This window comes from Streptomyces sp. NPDC050418, assembly GCF_044458745.1.
Taxonomy (GTDB): Bacteria; Actinomycetota; Actinomycetes; order Streptomycetales; family Streptomycetaceae; genus Streptomyces.
Genome location: NZ_JBITIG010000003.1, coordinates 143792 through 159450, shown reverse-complemented (window position 1 = coordinate 159450; position 15659 = coordinate 143792). Strand labels below are relative to the sequence as shown.

General features: G+C 70.7%; 16 protein-coding genes and 3 tRNA genes. 6 read left to right on the top strand and 13 right to left on the bottom strand.

Annotation, left to right across the window (positions count from 1 at the left end; translation table 11 throughout):
- Positions 1 to 167 precede the first annotated feature (167 nt).
- Together ACIBI4_RS08110 and ACIBI4_RS08105 are read left to right on the top strand one after the other, a co-directional pair.
- Positions 168 to 1391, top strand: coding sequence for a pyridoxal phosphate-dependent aminotransferase (locus tag ACIBI4_RS08110; protein WP_399202818.1), 1224 nt, complete (start codon positions 168 to 170; stop codon positions 1389 to 1391).
- A 119-nt stretch (positions 1392 to 1510) separates the two neighbouring features.
- Entirely contained in the window at positions 1511 to 2530 is a 1020-nt protein-coding gene (locus ACIBI4_RS08105) for an adenosine deaminase (RefSeq protein ID WP_399202817.1), read from the top strand.
- On the opposite strand, the gene ACIBI4_RS08100 is transcribed toward ACIBI4_RS08105, so the two are convergent.
- Positions 2523 to 3113 carry a TetR/AcrR family transcriptional regulator gene (locus ACIBI4_RS08100; protein WP_399202816.1) on the bottom strand — a complete coding sequence of 197 codons (591 nt, stop codon included), beginning with the start codon at positions 3111 to 3113 and terminating at the stop codon, positions 2523 to 2525. The genes ACIBI4_RS08105 and ACIBI4_RS08100 overlap by 8 nt on opposite strands.
- 100 nt (positions 3114 to 3213) lie before the next feature.
- Between ACIBI4_RS08100 and ACIBI4_RS08095 the strand changes: the two genes are divergently transcribed.
- Entirely contained in the window at positions 3214 to 3855 is a 642-nt protein-coding gene (locus tag ACIBI4_RS08095; RefSeq protein WP_399202815.1) for an NAD(P)-dependent oxidoreductase, read from the top strand.
- Between the two features lie 29 nt (positions 3856 to 3884).
- Here the strand turns inward: ACIBI4_RS08095 and ACIBI4_RS08090 are convergent, their stop codons facing one another.
- The 10 genes from ACIBI4_RS08090 to ACIBI4_RS08045 all read right to left on the bottom strand — a co-directional run bounded on the left by ACIBI4_RS08090 (position 3885) and on the right by ACIBI4_RS08045 (position 11401).
- Positions 3885 to 5054 (bottom strand): serine hydrolase domain-containing protein, encoded by a 1170-nt coding sequence (locus ACIBI4_RS08090; protein ID WP_399202813.1) that lies wholly within the window; start codon positions 5052 to 5054, stop codon positions 3885 to 3887.
- Between the two features lie 89 nt (positions 5055 to 5143).
- On the bottom strand, positions 5144 to 6553 hold the full coding sequence (locus tag ACIBI4_RS08085) for a tetratricopeptide repeat protein (RefSeq protein ID WP_399202812.1): 1410 nt from the start codon (positions 6551 to 6553) through the stop codon (positions 5144 to 5146).
- Between the two features lie 83 nt (positions 6554 to 6636).
- Complete coding sequence (locus ACIBI4_RS08080; protein ID WP_399202811.1) at positions 6637 to 7692, bottom strand: UDP-N-acetylmuramate dehydrogenase; 1056 nt, start codon at positions 7690 to 7692, stop codon at positions 6637 to 6639.
- A 67-nt stretch (positions 7693 to 7759) separates the two neighbouring features.
- Positions 7760 to 9163 (bottom strand): DHA2 family efflux MFS transporter permease subunit, encoded by a 1404-nt coding sequence (locus ACIBI4_RS08075; RefSeq protein WP_399202810.1) that lies wholly within the window; start codon positions 9161 to 9163, stop codon positions 7760 to 7762.
- Positions 9164 to 9294: 131 nt separating this feature from the next.
- Complete coding sequence (locus ACIBI4_RS08070; RefSeq protein WP_399202809.1) at positions 9295 to 9849, bottom strand: TetR/AcrR family transcriptional regulator; 555 nt, start codon at positions 9847 to 9849, stop codon at positions 9295 to 9297.
- Positions 9850 to 9953: 104 nt separating this feature from the next.
- Positions 9954 to 10382, bottom strand: coding sequence for a MaoC family dehydratase (locus tag ACIBI4_RS08065; RefSeq protein WP_399202808.1), 429 nt, complete (start codon positions 10380 to 10382; stop codon positions 9954 to 9956).
- A gap of 2 nt (positions 10383 to 10384) precedes the next feature.
- On the bottom strand, positions 10385 to 10840 hold the full coding sequence (locus tag ACIBI4_RS08060) for a MaoC family dehydratase N-terminal domain-containing protein (RefSeq protein ID WP_399202807.1): 456 nt from the start codon (positions 10838 to 10840) through the stop codon (positions 10385 to 10387).
- A gap of 122 nt (positions 10841 to 10962) precedes the next feature.
- Positions 10963 to 11127: a 50S ribosomal protein L33 gene (gene rpmG / locus ACIBI4_RS08055; RefSeq protein WP_003948671.1), complete on the bottom strand. Its 165-nt coding sequence runs from the start codon at positions 11125 to 11127 to the stop codon at positions 10963 to 10965.
- 93 nt (positions 11128 to 11220) lie between these two features.
- Positions 11221 to 11293 (bottom strand) — tRNA-Met (locus ACIBI4_RS08050).
- 35 nt (positions 11294 to 11328) lie between these two features.
- Positions 11329 to 11401 (bottom strand) — tRNA-Thr (locus ACIBI4_RS08045).
- Between the two features lie 194 nt (positions 11402 to 11595).
- Between ACIBI4_RS08045 and ACIBI4_RS08040 the strand changes: the two genes are divergently transcribed.
- Together ACIBI4_RS08040 and ACIBI4_RS08035 are read left to right on the top strand one after the other, a co-directional pair.
- Entirely contained in the window at positions 11596 to 12846 is a 1251-nt protein-coding gene (locus ACIBI4_RS08040; protein WP_399202806.1) for an amidohydrolase family protein, read from the top strand.
- Positions 12847 to 13056: 210 nt separating this feature from the next.
- Positions 13057 to 13716, top strand: a complete 660-nt coding sequence (locus tag ACIBI4_RS08035; RefSeq protein ID WP_399202804.1) for an SDR family oxidoreductase — start codon at positions 13057 to 13059, stop codon at positions 13714 to 13716.
- 71 nt (positions 13717 to 13787) lie between these two features.
- On the opposite strand, the gene ACIBI4_RS08030 is transcribed toward ACIBI4_RS08035, so the two are convergent.
- Both ACIBI4_RS08030 and ACIBI4_RS08025 read right to left on the bottom strand, forming a co-directional pair.
- Positions 13788 to 14288 (bottom strand): cupin domain-containing protein, encoded by a 501-nt coding sequence (locus ACIBI4_RS08030; RefSeq protein ID WP_399202802.1) that lies wholly within the window; start codon positions 14286 to 14288, stop codon positions 13788 to 13790.
- Positions 14289 to 14820: 532 nt separating this feature from the next.
- Positions 14821 to 14902 (bottom strand) — tRNA-Tyr (locus ACIBI4_RS08025).
- 192 nt (positions 14903 to 15094) lie between these two features.
- Between ACIBI4_RS08025 and ACIBI4_RS08020 the strand changes: the two genes are divergently transcribed.
- Positions 15095 to 15583: a YajQ family cyclic di-GMP-binding protein gene (locus ACIBI4_RS08020; RefSeq protein ID WP_399202800.1), complete on the top strand. Its 489-nt coding sequence runs from the start codon at positions 15095 to 15097 to the stop codon at positions 15581 to 15583.
- The last annotated feature ends 76 nt before the right edge of the window (positions 15584 to 15659 follow it).

Below are 15659 nucleotides of genomic sequence, written 5' to 3'. Positions count from 1 at the left end.
GCCGGTGAAGGCCAACGAGGGATGAGTGTACGTGGTCCGGGCCCTGCCGTCGAACAGATACCTGTTCGCAGGCAGTCGGACGGCTGCGCGGGCACGGTGTCCAGGCCGCTGTCCGCTCTTCGGAACTCATGTGCTCGGGGCTCCGCGGGTCTGGAACGATGGGGCGCATGAGCGCTGCAACCTCTCCCACCGAACGCCGTATCTCCCGCCGGATCGGAGCGATCTCCGAGTCCGCGACCCTCGCCGTCGACGCCAAGGCCAAGGCCCTCAAGGCCGCCGGCCGGCCGGTGATCGGCTTCGGCGCGGGCGAGCCGGACTTCCCGACCCCGGACTACATCGTCGAGGCCGCCGCCGAGGCCTGCAAGAACCCGAAGTTCCACCGGTACACGCCGGCGGGGGGTCTGCCGGAGCTCAAGGCCGCCATCGCCGCGAAGACGCTGCGCGACTCGGGCTACGAGGTCGAGGCGGCCAACGTCCTCGTCACCAACGGTGGCAAGCAGGCCATCTACGAGGCCTTCGCCACGATCCTCGACCCGGGCGACGAGGTCATCGTGCCCACCCCGTACTGGACGACGTACCCCGAGTCGATCCAGCTCGCGGGCGGTGTCCCGGTGTTCGTGACCGCGGACGAGACGACCGGCTACCGGGTCTCGGTCGAGCAGCTCGAAGCGGCCGTCACCGAGAACACCAAGGTGCTGCTCTTCGTCTCCCCCTCCAACCCGACCGGCGCCGTCTACACGCGCGAGCAGGTCGAGGAGATCGGCCGCTGGGCCGCGTCGAAGGGCCTGTGGGTCCTGACCGACGAGATCTACGAGCACCTCGTGTACGGGGACGCCGAGTTCGTGTCCCTGCCGGTGGTCGTGCCCGAGCTGCGCGACAAGTGCATCATCGTCAACGGTGTCGCCAAGACGTATGCGATGACGGGCTGGCGCGTGGGCTGGGTCATCGGCCCCAAGGACGTCATCAAGGCCGCGTCCAACCTGCAGTCGCACGCCACGTCCAACGTCGCGAACGTCTCGCAGGCCGCCGCCATCGCCGCCGTGTCCGGTGATCTGTCGGCCGTGCACGAGATGCGCACCGCGTTCGACCGCCGCCGCCAGACCATCGTCCGGATGCTCAACGAGATCGACGGTGTCCTGTGCCCGACGCCCGAGGGCGCCTTCTACGCGTACCCCTCGGTGAAGGGCCTGCTCGGCAAGGAGATCCGCGGCAAGCGCCCGGAGACCTCCGTCGAGCTCGCCGCGCTGATCCTCGACGAGGTCGAGGTCGCCGTGGTCCCGGGCGAGGCCTTCGGCACGCCGGGCTACCTGCGGTTGTCGTACGCCCTGGGTGACGAGGACCTGGTCGAGGGTGTCTCGCGGATCCAGAAGCTGCTCGCCGAGGCGCGCTGACTTCTTCCGGTTCGAGCGGGCCTCCGGCTTCGGCCGGGGGCCCGTTCGTGCGTTCGGGCAATTACTCGTTGGGAGAAAGCGGCTACCGGGACGCGGGGTACGTACGGCAGGATCTTGGGATGGAGCGTGTACGGGACGTACGACTGTTGCCGAAGGCCCATCTGCATCTGCACTTCACCGGGTCGATGCGGCCCACGACGCTGCTCGAACTGGCCGACAAGCACGGGGTGCATCTCCCCGAGGCGCTGACCGGCGGCGAGCCACCGAAACTGCGGGCCACCGACGAGCGCGGCTGGTTCCGCTTCCAGCGCCTGTACGACATGGCGCGGTCGTGTCTGCGGGACCCCGAGGACATCCAGCGGCTGGTGCGCGAGGCCGCGCAGGAGGATCTCGCGGACGGGTCGGGGTGGCTGGAGATCCAGGTCGATCCGACCTCGTACGCCCCTCGGCTCGGTGGTCTGATCCCCGCCCTTGAGGTCATCCTCGACGCGGTGGAGACCGCCTCGCGCGAGACCGGGCTCGGGATGCGCGTGCTCGTCGCCGCGAACCGGATGAAGCACCCGCTCGATGCCCGCACGCTGGCGCGGCTCGCGGTGCGGTACGCGGACCGTGGCATCGTCGGGTTCGGGCTCTCCAACGACGAACGCCGGGGCATGGCGCGGGACTTCGACCGGGCCTTCGCGATCGCGCGCGAGGGCGGGCTGCTCGCCGCGCCGCACGGTGGTGAGCTGACCGGGCCCGCGTCCGTACGGGACTGCCTGGACGATCTGCATGCCGCGCGGATCGGGCACGGGGTGCGGGCCGCCGAGGACCCGCGGCTTCTGAAGCGGCTCGCGGACCGGGGTGTGACCTGCGAGGTCTGCCCGTCGTCGAATGTCGCGCTCGGGGTGTACGAGAAGCCCGAGGACGTGCCGCTCAGGACGCTGTTCGAGGCGGGGGTGCCGATGGCGCTCGGCGCCGACGACCCGTTGCTCTTCGGCTCGCGGCTCGCGGCGCAGTACGAGCTGGCGCGCGAGTTCCACGGCTTCACCGATGCCGAACTGGCCGAGCTGGCACGGCAGTCGGTGCGGGCCTCGGCCGCGCCCGAGGACGTACGGCAGAAGATGCTCGCCGACGTGGACGCGTGGCTGGCTAGCTGATTCCGGCCAGCAGCGTGCGCACGAGCGCGCGGGCGAAGTCCTCGGCCGGCGGGGGCGGGAACGGGCCCGCCGCGTCGTACGCGAACGCGCGCTGGGCGCAGGCGCCGAGCAGCAGGGACGCGGCCGCGTGGGTGTCCGCGTCGGGGCGGATCCGGCCGGCGGCCTGTTCCGCGCGCAGATAGCCGTCGACACCGACGATCGGCATGTGCGGGCCCGTGCCCATCTCGCGCATGGTCGCCTCGTGGCGGTTCTTGAGCTGGGTCTCGGCATAGAGCGAGGCCGCGATCGGGAAGCTCTGCTCGTAGAACAGGGCCGCTTCGTACGCGATCCGGACGAGGTTCTCCTCGAGCGTGCGCTCCGTGGGGTCCGCGGAGAGCTCCTGCAGGAGCGGGGTGAGGCGGGGCAGGCGCTCCTTGAGGACGGTGACGAACAGGTCCTCCTTGCTCGTGAAGTGCTTGTAGAGCGCGGCCTCCGAGCAGCCTGCCTCCTTCGCGATCGCCTTCGTCGTGGCGCGGGCCAGGCCGACGCTGAGCATCAGCGCGTGGGCGGCGTCGAGGATGCGGGCTCTGGCCGGTTTCTGCACAGGGGCTCCGTTCGGACGTGACGTCGGACTTGACGGGTGAGTGAGTACTTACCCACTCTAGGGGTGAGTGAATACTCACCCACCCGAGGAGGGGTAGGCCATGAAGATCACTGTTTTCGGCGCGACCGGCGGGATCGGGCAGGAGATCGTCCGCCAGGCGCTGGCCGCGGGACACCAGGTCACCGCTGTCGTACGCGATCCCGCGCGGCTGTCCGTACAGGGCGAGCGGCTGGAGGTGTTCCGCGCGGATCTGTCCGACCCGGAGGCGCTGCGGGCCGCGGTCGCCGGACGGGACGCGGTGCTCTCCGGGCTCGGCGCGCGCGGCATGCAGGACGCGAAGTCGGGCATCGCGGCACGGCTGACCCGCCCCGTATTGCGCGCGATGGAGGCCGAGGGCGTACGACGGCTGCTCGTGGTCAGCGCCGCACCGCTGGCCCCCGAGCCCGCACGGCGCGAACCGGTGGCGGACCGGCTGATGCTCGGGATCGTCGGCCGGGTGCTCAAGGCGGTCTACGACGATCTGCGCGTGATGGAGGACGAGCTGGCACGCAGCGCGACCGACTGGACCTCGGTCCGGCCGCCGCGGCTGCAGGACAAGCCGGTGACGGGCACGTACCGCCGCGAGATCGGCGGCAATCCGCGCAGCGCGCGCTTCATCGGCCGGGCGGACGTCGCCCACGCGATGCTCGCGATGGTGGATGATCCGGCGACGGTGAAGCAGGGGGTCGGGGTCGCGTACTAGGCCCGCGGGGCAGGGTGCTGGTTCAGCCCTCAGCCCTCGTCCGTCGCGAAGGTCTCGTTCGTCAGCTCCCAGAACTCGTGCAGGAGGGTCGCCGGCGTCGGCCCGCCCACTTCGACCTGGGTCAGCAGAATGCCGACCCGGCCCGTGGCCGGGGTGAGGTGGGCACAGGTCCCCGTGCCGCCGACCCAGCCGTACCGCCCGGGGAGGCTCCCCTGCCGGGACGCGTCCAGGTCGATCGCCCCGCCGTAGCCCCAGCTCTGGCCCTCCAGGAACAGGTCGCTGCCCACGCGCTGGGCCGCGGTGAGCTGGTCGGTGCGCATCGCGCGCACCGACGCGCCGCTCAGGAGCCGCCGGCCGTCGTCGGTGACGCCGTCCGCGAGCAGCAGACGGGCGAAGGCGTGCCAGTCGTCGACGGTCGAGACGAGGCCGCCCGCGCCGGAGAGGAAGGCGGGCCGCGTGCTCCACTGTCCGTCCGGCGCGTCCACCAGCTCGAAGCCTTCGGTGCCGGTGCGGTAGTACGAGGCGAAGCGGCCCAAGTCCGCTGCGGGCACGCAGAATCCGGTGTCCTTCATGCCGAGGGGCTCGAAGATCCGCTCGGCCAGGAAGGCGTCGAGCGGGCCTCCTGTGACCCGTTCGACGAGGACGCCCTGCAGCTCCGAGCAGGTGTTGTAGAGCCAGGTCTCCCCCGGCTGGTGCAGCAGCGGAATCCGCGCGAGGGCCGCCATCCACGCATCGAGGGCGGCAACTTCCTGCGGCCGCGGCGGGCCCTGGCGCAGTGCGCCGAAGAGCGGGCCGGTCGCGGGGTGGGTGAAGTCCGAGGAGAAGCCGTAGCCGGCCGTGAAGTCGAGCAGCATGCGCACCGTGATGGGCCGCACCGCCGGCACGGTGTCGGCGAGCGGTGCGTCCGGGGTGCGGACGACCTGCGGTTTCTCCAGCTCGGGGAGCCAGCGCGCGACGGGGTCGTCCAGTCCGATCCGGCCGTCCTCGATCAGCATGAGGACGGCCGCGGCCATGACGGGCTTGGTGATCGAGGCGATACGGAAGAGCGTGTCGCGGGCCATCGCCGGACCGGAACCGAGGGTCGCGGCCCCGACCGCCTCGACCTGGATCCGGTCCCCGCGGGCGATCAGCGCCACGGCACCGGGCAGGGTGCCTTCGTCGACGTGGCGCTGGAGGAGGGTGCGCAAGGGGGTCGTCATGCAGGGCTGACCGTATCGGCGCGCGGAACTCATCGTGCGGGACGCGTCGTGCTGGACGCATCGCGCGCCTGATCGCAAGGGAGCGGTCGTCAGGCGGCGCCCGGGTCGGTGGGGCGGAGGGTTGCTTCGCGGAGGTCGCGCGCGATGCGGGGCAGGGTGCTGTGGTCGCCGTCGGGATACGCACCGGTCATGACCGTGCCCATGCTGCCCTTGTCGAGCCACATGCACGTCGTGGAGCCGCCGGCCGCCATCTCGGCCGTCACGCACTCCATACGGCCCCCGAGCTCACCGGGGTCGGCACTCCACTGGTCCGTCCGCTCGGAGCCGGGGCGGTCGAAACCCTCGAACATCCCCTCGAAGAACCTGTCCGGATCTTCGTCGTGCAGATCCCCGGTCACCCCGATGAGGACAAGTCTGCTGCCGGTCTCCTGGTCCTCGTAGATCCCGGAGAAGGGTCGGACTCCCGACGGCAGGGACGCTTCGTCCAGCTGGAAGTCCAGGATGGCGGCCGCCGTACCGTCGTCACGCAAGGGCATCCCCCTGTACGACTCCGGCACCGAAGCCTCGTAACGCGGATACTCCGCCGCCTTCGCCGCACTCCACCCGAGCGACCCGGCCAGCGCCCCGAGCGCCACCACCGCGGAGAGGACCGCGACCACCATCTCCCGCCCCGTGGCCGGCGGGATCTCGGGCGCGCCCGGTGCCGGTTCGCGGTAGTCGACGGGCAGGCGGGCCGCGGCCCGGGCGCGGGCTCGGCGCAGCAGCCGCCGTTCCTGCAGGCCGGGCAGCAGGGCCGCCGCGGCGGCGAAGGTCGTGGGCGTGGGCAGGTCCAGGGCCGGTACGCCGAGGGCGAGCGCGCTGCCGAGGACCGCCACGGCCGCCGCATACAGGTACGGCGCCCGCACCCGGGCCCGCGCGAGCACCGCGCCCGGCCGGGCCAGCGCGGCCAGCGTCTCGGCGCGTACGGCGAGGCGGCGGTCGTACGGCCAGGCGTCGGCCGCCTGCGCGGCCTGGCCGGCGGCGGTGCGGGCGTCCACGCCTTCGGCCAGGGCCATCCGGGCGTCGTGGCGCTGGACGGCCGCGGCCCCGGGCCGCCGCGCGGTGCCGGTGCGCGCGGGCCCGTCGAGCTCGCGTGCCTGGGGTGAGCCGGGGGCCAGCTCCCGCACGCGGTCCGCGGCCGCCTTGCCGCGGGCGACCCGCCCCGGCTCCTCCATGGCATCGCCGGCCCGGCCGAACTCGGCGTAGGCGGCGAGCAGGTCGAGGTGGTCGGGGAAGGCGTCGAGGCCGGTGCGGTAGGCGCGCTCGGCGTGCCGGTCGTGATCGTCCTCGTCCTCGGCGGCGTGCGCCCGGCCGAGCACCAGGTAGAGCCCGGCATCCGGCCCGTACGCGTCGAGTGCGGCCTGCGCCTCGCGGCGGGCGGCCCCCAGCTCCCCGGCCCGCAGCAGCATCTGCGCACGCTCGAATGCGGGCAGCACGGACTGCCCGTCGTTGTCCTGCATCTGTGGTCCCCACCCCTGATGTAGCCGTTCGACGGCTCACTATCAGGGGCGGCAGCCCCCGTGGTCAATCATGATTTCCCAGCTCAGAGGCCGGTACCGACCATCACCGGCTCATTGACCAGCGTGACCCCGAAGGCCTCGCGCACGCCCGCCACGACCTCGCGCGCCAGGGCGAGCAGATCCTCCGTGGTGGCCGCACCCCGGTTCGTCAGCGCCAGGGTGTGCTTGGTGGAGATACGCGCCGGGCCCGTGCCGTACCCCTTCGTGAAGCCCGCCTTGTCGATCAGCCAGGCGGCGGAGGTCTTCGTACGGCCCTCCCCCGCGGGGAAGGCGGGCGGGGCCACGTCCGCGCCGAGGCGCTCATGGACGCGCTTGACGAAGGCCTCGTACTCCCCGGCCGTCAGGATCGGGTTGGTGAAGAACGAGCCCGCCGACCACGTGTCGTGGTCCTCCGGGTCGAGCACCATGCCCTTGCCGGCGCGCAGCTTGAGCACCGTCTCGCGGGCCTGCTCCAGCGGGACACGGTCACCGGCCTCGACGCCGAGCGAGCGTGCGGTCTCCGGGTACTTGATGGGCGCGCTCAGGCCGTCCGCGTCCTCCAGCTCGAAGCGGACGCGCAGCACGACATAGCGGTCCGGGTCGGACTTGAAGCGGCTGTGGCGGTACGAGAAGGCGCACTCGGCGTTGCTGAGCGTCACCGTCTCGCCGGCCACGCGGTCGTACGCGACGACTTCGGTGATCGTGCTGGAGACCTCCTGCCCGTACGCCCCCACATTCTGGATCGGGGTGGCGCCCGCCGAGCCGGGGATGCCGGCCAGGCATTCGACGCCCGCGAGTCCGGCCTCGACCGTGCGGGCCACGGCGTCGGTCCAGACCTCGCCGGCGGCCAACTCCAGCTTCGTACCGTCGAGTTCGAATCCGGTCGTGGCGATCCGCAAGGCCGTACCGGAAAAGCCCTTGTCGCCGATGATCAGGTTCGAGCCGCCGCCGATGACGAGAAGCGGCGTGCCTGAGGCATCGGCTTCGCGCACGGCTTCGACCACCTCGGCGTCGGTGGTCGCGGTGATCAGCCGGGCGGCCGGGCCGCCGAGGCGGAAGGTGGTCAGCGGGGCGAGCGGGGCTTCATGGAGTTCCTGCACGCGCTCAAGGGTACGGTCCGGGGCGGACAGCTCCCGGACCGTACCCGCGTACTTCATGAGTGCTGTGTCACGCGTCGACAAGTTCGCGGGTCTCCCCGCCGACCGAGGACACATGCTCGGCCGACTTGCTCCGGCGCGGAATCGCCAGCGCCGCGAGGGCTGCGAGGGCCACGGCTGCGGCGCCCGCCCACAGCGCGGGCTGCAGTCCGTCCACGAAGGTCGGGCCGGTGTCGTAACCGCCCTGTGCCGAGAAGACGGCCGCGAGGATCGCGATACCGAGCGCGCCGCCCACCTCGCGCAGCGCGTTGTTGGCGCCGGAGGCGATGCCCTGTTCGGCGGGGCGGACGCTGGACATCACCAGGTTCGCGGCGGGCGCGAAGAACAGCGCCATGCCGACACCGCTGATCATCAGAGCCGGGAGCTGGGCCGCGTACGAGACGTCGGGGCTGAGGATCATGGCGAACCAGGCGAGGCCGACGGCCTGCAGTCCGAGACCGGCGGCGACGACCGGGCGGCCGCCGATCCGGTCGGACAGGACGCCGGCGATGGGCGCGACGATCATCGGCATACCGGTCCACGGCAGCATCCGCAGGCCGGCCTCGGTGGGCGTGTAGCCGAGCACGTTCTGCAGGAACTGGCTGAGCAGGAAGATCGAGCCGAACATCCCGAGGAACATCAGCAGGCTGGCCGCGTTGATCCCGGCGAAGGCGCGGTTGCGGAACAGGCGCATGGGGAGCATCGGGTTCTCGGCGCGGATGCCGTGGCGTACGAAGGCGGCGAGCAGCAGTCCGCCGCCGATGAGGCCGGCGAGCACCTGGGCGCTGGTCCAGCCGTCGATGTTGCCGCGGATCAGGGCGTAGACGATGCCGAAGAGACCGGCGCTGGCGAGGACGGTGCCGCGGATGTCGAGCGGGGCGCCGGTGCCGTACGACTCCTTGAGGCGCAGGCGGGCGAGCGGCAGGACGGCGAGGCCCAGCGGAACGTTCAGCCAGAAGATCCACTGCCAGGAGATGTGCTCGGTCAGGGTGCCGCCGATGAGCGGGCCGCTGGCGACGGCGAGTCCGTTGACCGCGCCCCAGATGCCGTAGACCATGCCGCGCTTGGCGGCGGGGACGGCGGCAGTGAGCAGGGTCAGGGTGAGCGGCATCATGATCGCGGCGCCCACGCCCTGGACCGCGCGGGCCGCGATCAGGGAGTCGATGCCGGGAGCGAGCGCGGCCCCGGCGGAGGCGACGGTGAAGATGCTCAGCCCGACGATGAACAGCTTGCGCCGGCCGAATCGGTCGCCCAGTGCGGAGCCGAACATCAGGAGGACCGCGAAGGTCAGGGTGTACGCGCTGACCGTCCACTCCAGGTCGTGCAGTGCACCGCCGAAGTCCTCGCGGATCGCGGGCAGTGCGGTCGTGACGACGAGGTTGTCGAGGGCCGCCATGAAGCCGGCGACGCTGGTGATGACGAGGGCCCAGATCATGCCTGCGCGCCCTGTGGTGGCTGTCTTGGTGTCTGTTTCCCGTGACATTGCTTCCCCTGGGATCCGTAGATTAGTTATTGCTGACTAACTTCTGCGGGTACAAAGGTGCGCACCCTTCCGTCACTTGCGCCCTACTTCGGCTGGGCCTCTTCGTAGAACCCGGCCCACACCCGGTGCTCGGGCTGAAAACCCATCGAGACAAGGACGTTGATGAGCATCCCGAACGCGAGGAACTGGGTCGTCTCACCGACATCCGCCCCCATCGCCAGATGCGCGACGTCGTACATCTCCATCCACTCGGCCCGCAGGGCCTCACCGAACTCGCGGTCGCCCGCCGCCTCGGCGGCCGCGACAGCCACGTACATCTGCATCTGCATGAACAGCTTCTCGGGGTCGTCCGCGATGAGCGCCTGGTACGCCTCCCCCATCGCCCTCGTCGCCTCCTCGCCCCGCAGCCCCTCGGACGCACGCCGGAAGACCTCGGTGACGTCCCGGCAGCAGCGGCGGGCGGCCTCGAGGAAGATCGCCTGCTTGCCCGGGAAGAGCCGGAAGAGATACGGCTGCGAGACACCGACCCGCTTGGCGATCGCCTCGGTCGAGGTGCCGTGGTAGCCACCCCGCGAGAACTCCGTGACCGCCGCCCGGATGACGCTCTCGCGCCGCTCTTCCGCACTCATCCTGACCATGTGATTTAAGTTAGTGGCCAATTACTAACTTCGTCAAGCCGTACGTGGGCGCGTACAGCAAAGGGCGCCCCCAAAACTAGGAGCGCCCTCTACGTATCCGCAGGTCAGCCGAGCTGAACAACGGCCCGCGACATCCCGAGCACCTTCTGCCCGGCGCTCATCGCGACAAGGTCCACCCGCACCCGGTTGTCGTCGAGCAGGGCCGCGACCTTGCCGCTGACCTCGATCTCGGCGCCCTTGCCGTCGTTCGGCACGACGACGGGCTTGGTGAAGCGCACGCCGTACTCGACGACAGCGGCCGGGTCACCGGTCCAGTCGGTGACGACCCGGATCGCCTCGGCCATCGTGAACATGCCGTGCGCGATGACATCGGGAAGCCCGACCTCGACCGCGAACTTCTCGTTCCAGTGGATCGGGTTGAAGTCGCCGGAGGCGCCCGCGTACTGCACGAGCGTGGCGCGCGTCACGGGGAAGGTCTGCGCCGGCAGTTCGGTACCGACCTCGACGTCCGCATAGGAGATCTTCGCGCTCATCGTCACTCTCCGTCCGCCGCCGCGCGTGCGACGAGCTTGGTCCACGCGGTCACGACGTGCTCGCCGGCCTCGTCGTGCACCTCGCCGCGGATGTCCAGGATGTCGTTGCCCGCCATCGACTTGATCGCCTCGATCGTCGAGGTGACGCTGAGGCGGTCGCCCGCGCGCACGGGACGCGTGTACGCGAACTTCTGGTCGCCGTGCACGACGCGGCTGTAGTCCAGACCGAGCTGCGGGTCCTCGACGACCTGGCCCGCCGCCTTGAACGTGATGGCGAACACGAAGGTCGGCGGCGCGATCACATCGCTGTGCCCGTACGCCTTGGCGGCCTCGGGGTCGCGGTAGACGGGGTTGGCATCACCCACCGCCTCGGCGAACTCGCGGATCTTCTCCCGGCCGACCTCGTACGGGTCGGTGGCCGGGTAGGTCCGCCCGACGAAGGACTGGTCGAGCGCCATGGCTCGGCACCTCCTGCAAAAGATGGGACGTCGAAAGACGGGGCGTACTGCCGGGTACTTCCGGCGGAAACGACGCGAGGCCGCCCCCAAGTGAATGGGGACGGCCTCGCGAACGAGCCTTGTTATCGCGTCTCGCGGTGCGCGGTGTGCGCGTTGCAACGCGGGCAGTGCTTCTTCATCTCAAGACGGTCCGGGTTGTTACGCCGGTTCTTCTTGGTGATGTAGTTCCGCTCCTTGCACTCCACGCAGGCCAGCGTGATCTTCGGGCGGACATCGGTGGCAGCCACGTGAGTGCTCCTTGATGAACGGATGGATTTAAAGCATTAACGCATAGAAGAGTAGCCGACCGGAGGACCGACCCCACAATCGGCTACTGTCAGTAGCGGTGACCGGACTTGAACCGGTGACACAGCGATTATGAGCCGCTTGCTCTACCGACTGAGCTACACCGCTGTGATGCATGCACCACTTGCATGGTGTTGCACCAGAGCCCCAATGCGGAATCGAACCGCAGACCTTCTCCTTACCATGGAGACGCTCTACCGACTGAGCTATTGGGGCGAGCGATGAAGACATTACACGCTCGGTCGCCGATCGCCCAAATCCTTATGGCGGGCCTGGCCCGGAGCACTCCCCCGGGCCCTCAGCAGCCCCGCGCACCACACCGGTACGACTATTGCGCTCCTCCTCGAAGCGGGCCTCCGTGCGCCCTAGGCTCGGAACTCTCTGCGTGATCTTGATCGATCTGGAGCGTGATGCCGGACAGCCAGCGCCACCCGCCGCACCGTGACGGCGCAGCCGAGGAGACGGCCTCACTGCTGCTCAGCGGGGCGCGCCTCACCGACGGTCGGACCGTGGACGTACGCCTGGGGCGCGGGCGGATCGAGGCGGTCGGCACCGCCGGTTCCCTGATCGCGCACGCCGCGCGCGTGGACCTCAGCGGCTATCTACTGCTCCCGGCACCGGCCGAGCCGCACGCCCACGGCGACACGGCGCTCGCCGCCGACGGCGACGGGCCCGTCTCGTACGACCCGGCGGACGTCCAACGACGCGCCACCGAGGCCGCGTTGCTGCAGCTCGGGCACGGAGCGACGGCGCTGCGCTCGCACGTACGGATCGGTGACGTGCAGGGGCTCGGGCCGCTGGAGGCGGTGCTGCAGGCGCGCCGCTCGCTGCGCGGGCTCACCGAGCTGTCGACGGTCGCGGTGCCGCGGCTGCTCACCGGCGTCGCCGGCGCGGACGGGCTCGCGATGCTGCGCGACGCGGTGAAGATGGGCGCCTCGGTGGTGGGCGGCTGCCCGGACCTGGATCCCGATCCAACGGGCTATGTGGAGGCGGTCCTTGAGGTCGCCGCCGAGCACGGCTGCCCCGTCGACCTGCACACCGACGGCCTCGACCCGGCCCGTCTCGCCCGCCTCGCGGCGATGGCGGGCGGGCTGCGGCCCGGGGTCGGCATCGGGCCGCTCGGCGGGCTCGGGCGGGTGCCGCGCGAGGTGGCCGTGCGCTGCGCCGAGGCGCTCGCGGCGGCCGGCGTCCGCGTCGTGTGCCTGCCCCAGGGCGACTGCGGCGGGCTCGGGCGCCGTGGCAGTACGACGGCTCCGGTGCGGCTGCTGCGGGCCGCGGGCGTCCGGGTCGCGGCGGGCAGCGGCGCGCTGCGGGACCCCGCGAACCCGGTGGGCCGCGGCGACCCGCTGGAGGCCGCGTATCTGCTGGCCTCCCAGCACGGGCTCGACCCGGCGCAGGCGTACGACATGGTCTGCGGGGAGGCGCGGGCGGCGATGGCGCTGCCCGAGGTACGCGTGGAGGCCGGTTTCCCCGCCGAACTGCTCGCGGTCCGCGGCGAGCAGCTCGCGGGCGCGCTCTCCCTCGCGTACAGCCGGATCGTGGTGCACCGGGGGCGGGTCGTGGCACGGACGAGCGCCGTGCGCGAGTACTGCGACTCGGCGGTCGCTGTCGCGCTCGATCTGCCGCGGCAGGGGCGCGTCACGGGCGGCGAGAAGTCCTGAACTCCGTATCTTGAACTCCGCCGCCTGAACTCCGCCGCCTGAACTCCGCCGTCTGAACTCCGAGTTGGTCTTACCTCATGAAGGTGCCTTACGGAGCCGGGGTGGCGGCCGGGAACATTCCGCCGCCCTTACGGTGAACATTCCGCGGCCGGCCCGCCGGGCGGGCTCGTCTGAGCGGCATGTCCGGGCCGCTCGGCGTACGGTCGAAGCATGCGCATTGTCATCGCTGGGGGACACGGTCAGATCGCGCTCAAGCTCTCGAAGCTGCTCGATACGCAGGGCGGGTACGAGGTCGCCGGGATCATCCGCAATCCCGCGCAGGGCGACGACCTGCGCGCCGTCGGCGCCGAACCCGTCCTGTGCGATCTGGAGTCGGCCGGCGTCGAGGAGGTCGCGGCGCATCTGCAGGGTGCGGACGTGGCGGTCTTCGCCGCCGGTGCGGGCCCGGGCTCGGGTGCGGGGCGCAAGGACACGGTGGACAGGGCCGCGGCCGTCCTGTTCGCGTCGGCGGCCGAGCGGGCCGGAGTACGGCGGCACATCGTCGTCTCCGCGATGAACGCGGATCCCGCGCACGAGGGCGACGGGGTCTTCGACGCGTATCTGCGGGCGAAGGGCGAGGCGGACGACTACGTCCGCAACCGCGACGGCCTGGACTGGACGATCCTGCGCCCCGGCCGCCTGACCGACGACCCCGGCACGGGCCTGGTCCGCCTCGAAGTGTCCACCGGACGGGGCGACATCACGCGGGAGGACGTGGCGGCGGTCCTCGCGGAACTCGTCGACTCCTCGGCGACTGCCGGGCTGACACTGGAGCTGATCGGGGGGTCCACGCCGGTGGCGGTGGCGGTGAAGGACGTGGCGGGGAACTAGCGGAACGAGCCGACGGGCGGGTGGGGCCGGTGCGTTGGACCGGCCCCACCTCTTGGCTCACCCGGCTTGGCTCACCCGGCCTGATCGGCCTCCGGCACGAAGAAGCTGTCGTGGTCGACGAGGAACCGCTGGAACTCCTCACCGCCGCGCTGCGCCATCTCGGCCACCTGCTCGAAGTACGCCTCGCGGGGCGCGCCCGGCGAGAAGAGCATCAGCATCGTGGACACGTCGTCCGAGTCGTTGCGGAACGCATGCAGTCCGCCGACGGGCACGTACAGGAAATCGCCCGCCTTCGCGGTGACCCAGCGGTCGCCGTCGTACAGGCCCACCTCACCGGACAGCACGAAGAACGATTCCGAGATGGAGCGGTGGAAGTGCGTCTTCGGTCCTGGCGCCTTGGGCCCCAAGTCGACCTTGTACAGACCGAATTCGCCGCCGGTCGAGGCATGCGTGGCGAGGTAGTGCGTACGGTTGCCGCCCGCGCCGACCAGCTCGGGTTCCGCATCGGCCCCCCGGAAAACGGCGTTGACCTCGCCCTTCTCACCTAGGTAGCGGGGCTCGGGATAGGACATCGGCTCCTCCACGGAGATTTGCTCGACGTAACGGACGTCCCCCACGCTGCCGTTGATCTTCGTCGGCGTCCAGCCCTTCTCGGATGCCGAGGGCGCGTGACCGGGCTCACCCCGCCCCCTTCCGCGCCCGTATCGCTGCCCCAGCCCGTCCTGGCTGCGGCCCAGGCCGCGCGTCGCGAGTTCCTGATCGCATCAGCCGATCGAACGGCCGCTGGCCTGGCTCGTCCGGATCGCGACGAACGCGTATCTCGACCAGGCTCGCCGCCCGGCCCCGCTGCTCGTCGAACCGTCCGAGCCCGTGGCACCGCCCGTCGCCGATCCGACCGAAGTGCGCGACGCGCTCGCCGAGATGAGCGCGCTCCTGTCACCGCAGGAGCGCGCCGCCCTAGTCCTGATGGGGTCCACGCCAGCCGACGGCTCCGCCCCCGAGGCGGTGGAGGACATCCTCAGCACGAAAGCCCCGGATCCCCCGAATACGAAGAAACCCCCTCCGCCCTGCGTTTCCGCAGTTCGGAGGGGGTTTACCTTCATGTGGCGGCGCCAGGATTCGAACCTGGGAAGGCGAAGCCGGCAGATTTACAGTCTGCTCCCTTTGGCCGCTCGGGCACACCGCCGGGGATGCTGACTCGGGGCGGGCCGCTTGCGCGGTGCTCCGGGGCAACGACGTAAACGATACCTGATGACCGGGGGTGGTCCGCCACCTGATTGATCTGTGCCCGGGAGCGGGCCGGGTGGCTAGGCTTTGCGCATATTCGTAAGCCGCGTATCCGCCAGACGTACGCATCCGACGCAAGGAGCCACAGGACATGGCCGACTCCAGTTTCGACATCGTCTCGAAGGTCGAGCGGCAGGAGGTCGACAACGCCCTCAACCAGGCCGCCAAGGAGATCTCGCAGCGCTACGACTTCAAGAACGTCGGTGCCTCCATCGACTGGTCCGGCGAGAAGATCCTGATGCAGGCGAACTCCGAGGACCGCGTCACCGCCATCCTCGACGTCTTCCAGTCCAAGCTGGTCAAGCGCGGTATCTCGCTGAAGGCGCTGGACGCCGGTGAGCCGCAGCTGTCCGGCAAGGAGTACAAGATCTTCGCCTCCATCCAGGAGGGGATCACGCAGGACAACGCCAAGAAGGTCGCGAAGATCATCCGCGACGAGGGCCCCAAGGGCGTGAAGGCCCAGGTCCAGGGGGACGAGCTGCGGGTCAGCTCGAAGAGCCGTGATGACCTGCAGGCCGTTCAGGCGCTGCTCAAGGGGCAGGACTTCGACTTCGCCCTGCAGTTCGTGAACTACCGGTAACCAACCGGCCTGACCTGCACGGACGTTGCCAAGCAGACGTAGTAGGGCGCAACGGGGGCACGTCGCCGAGGACTGA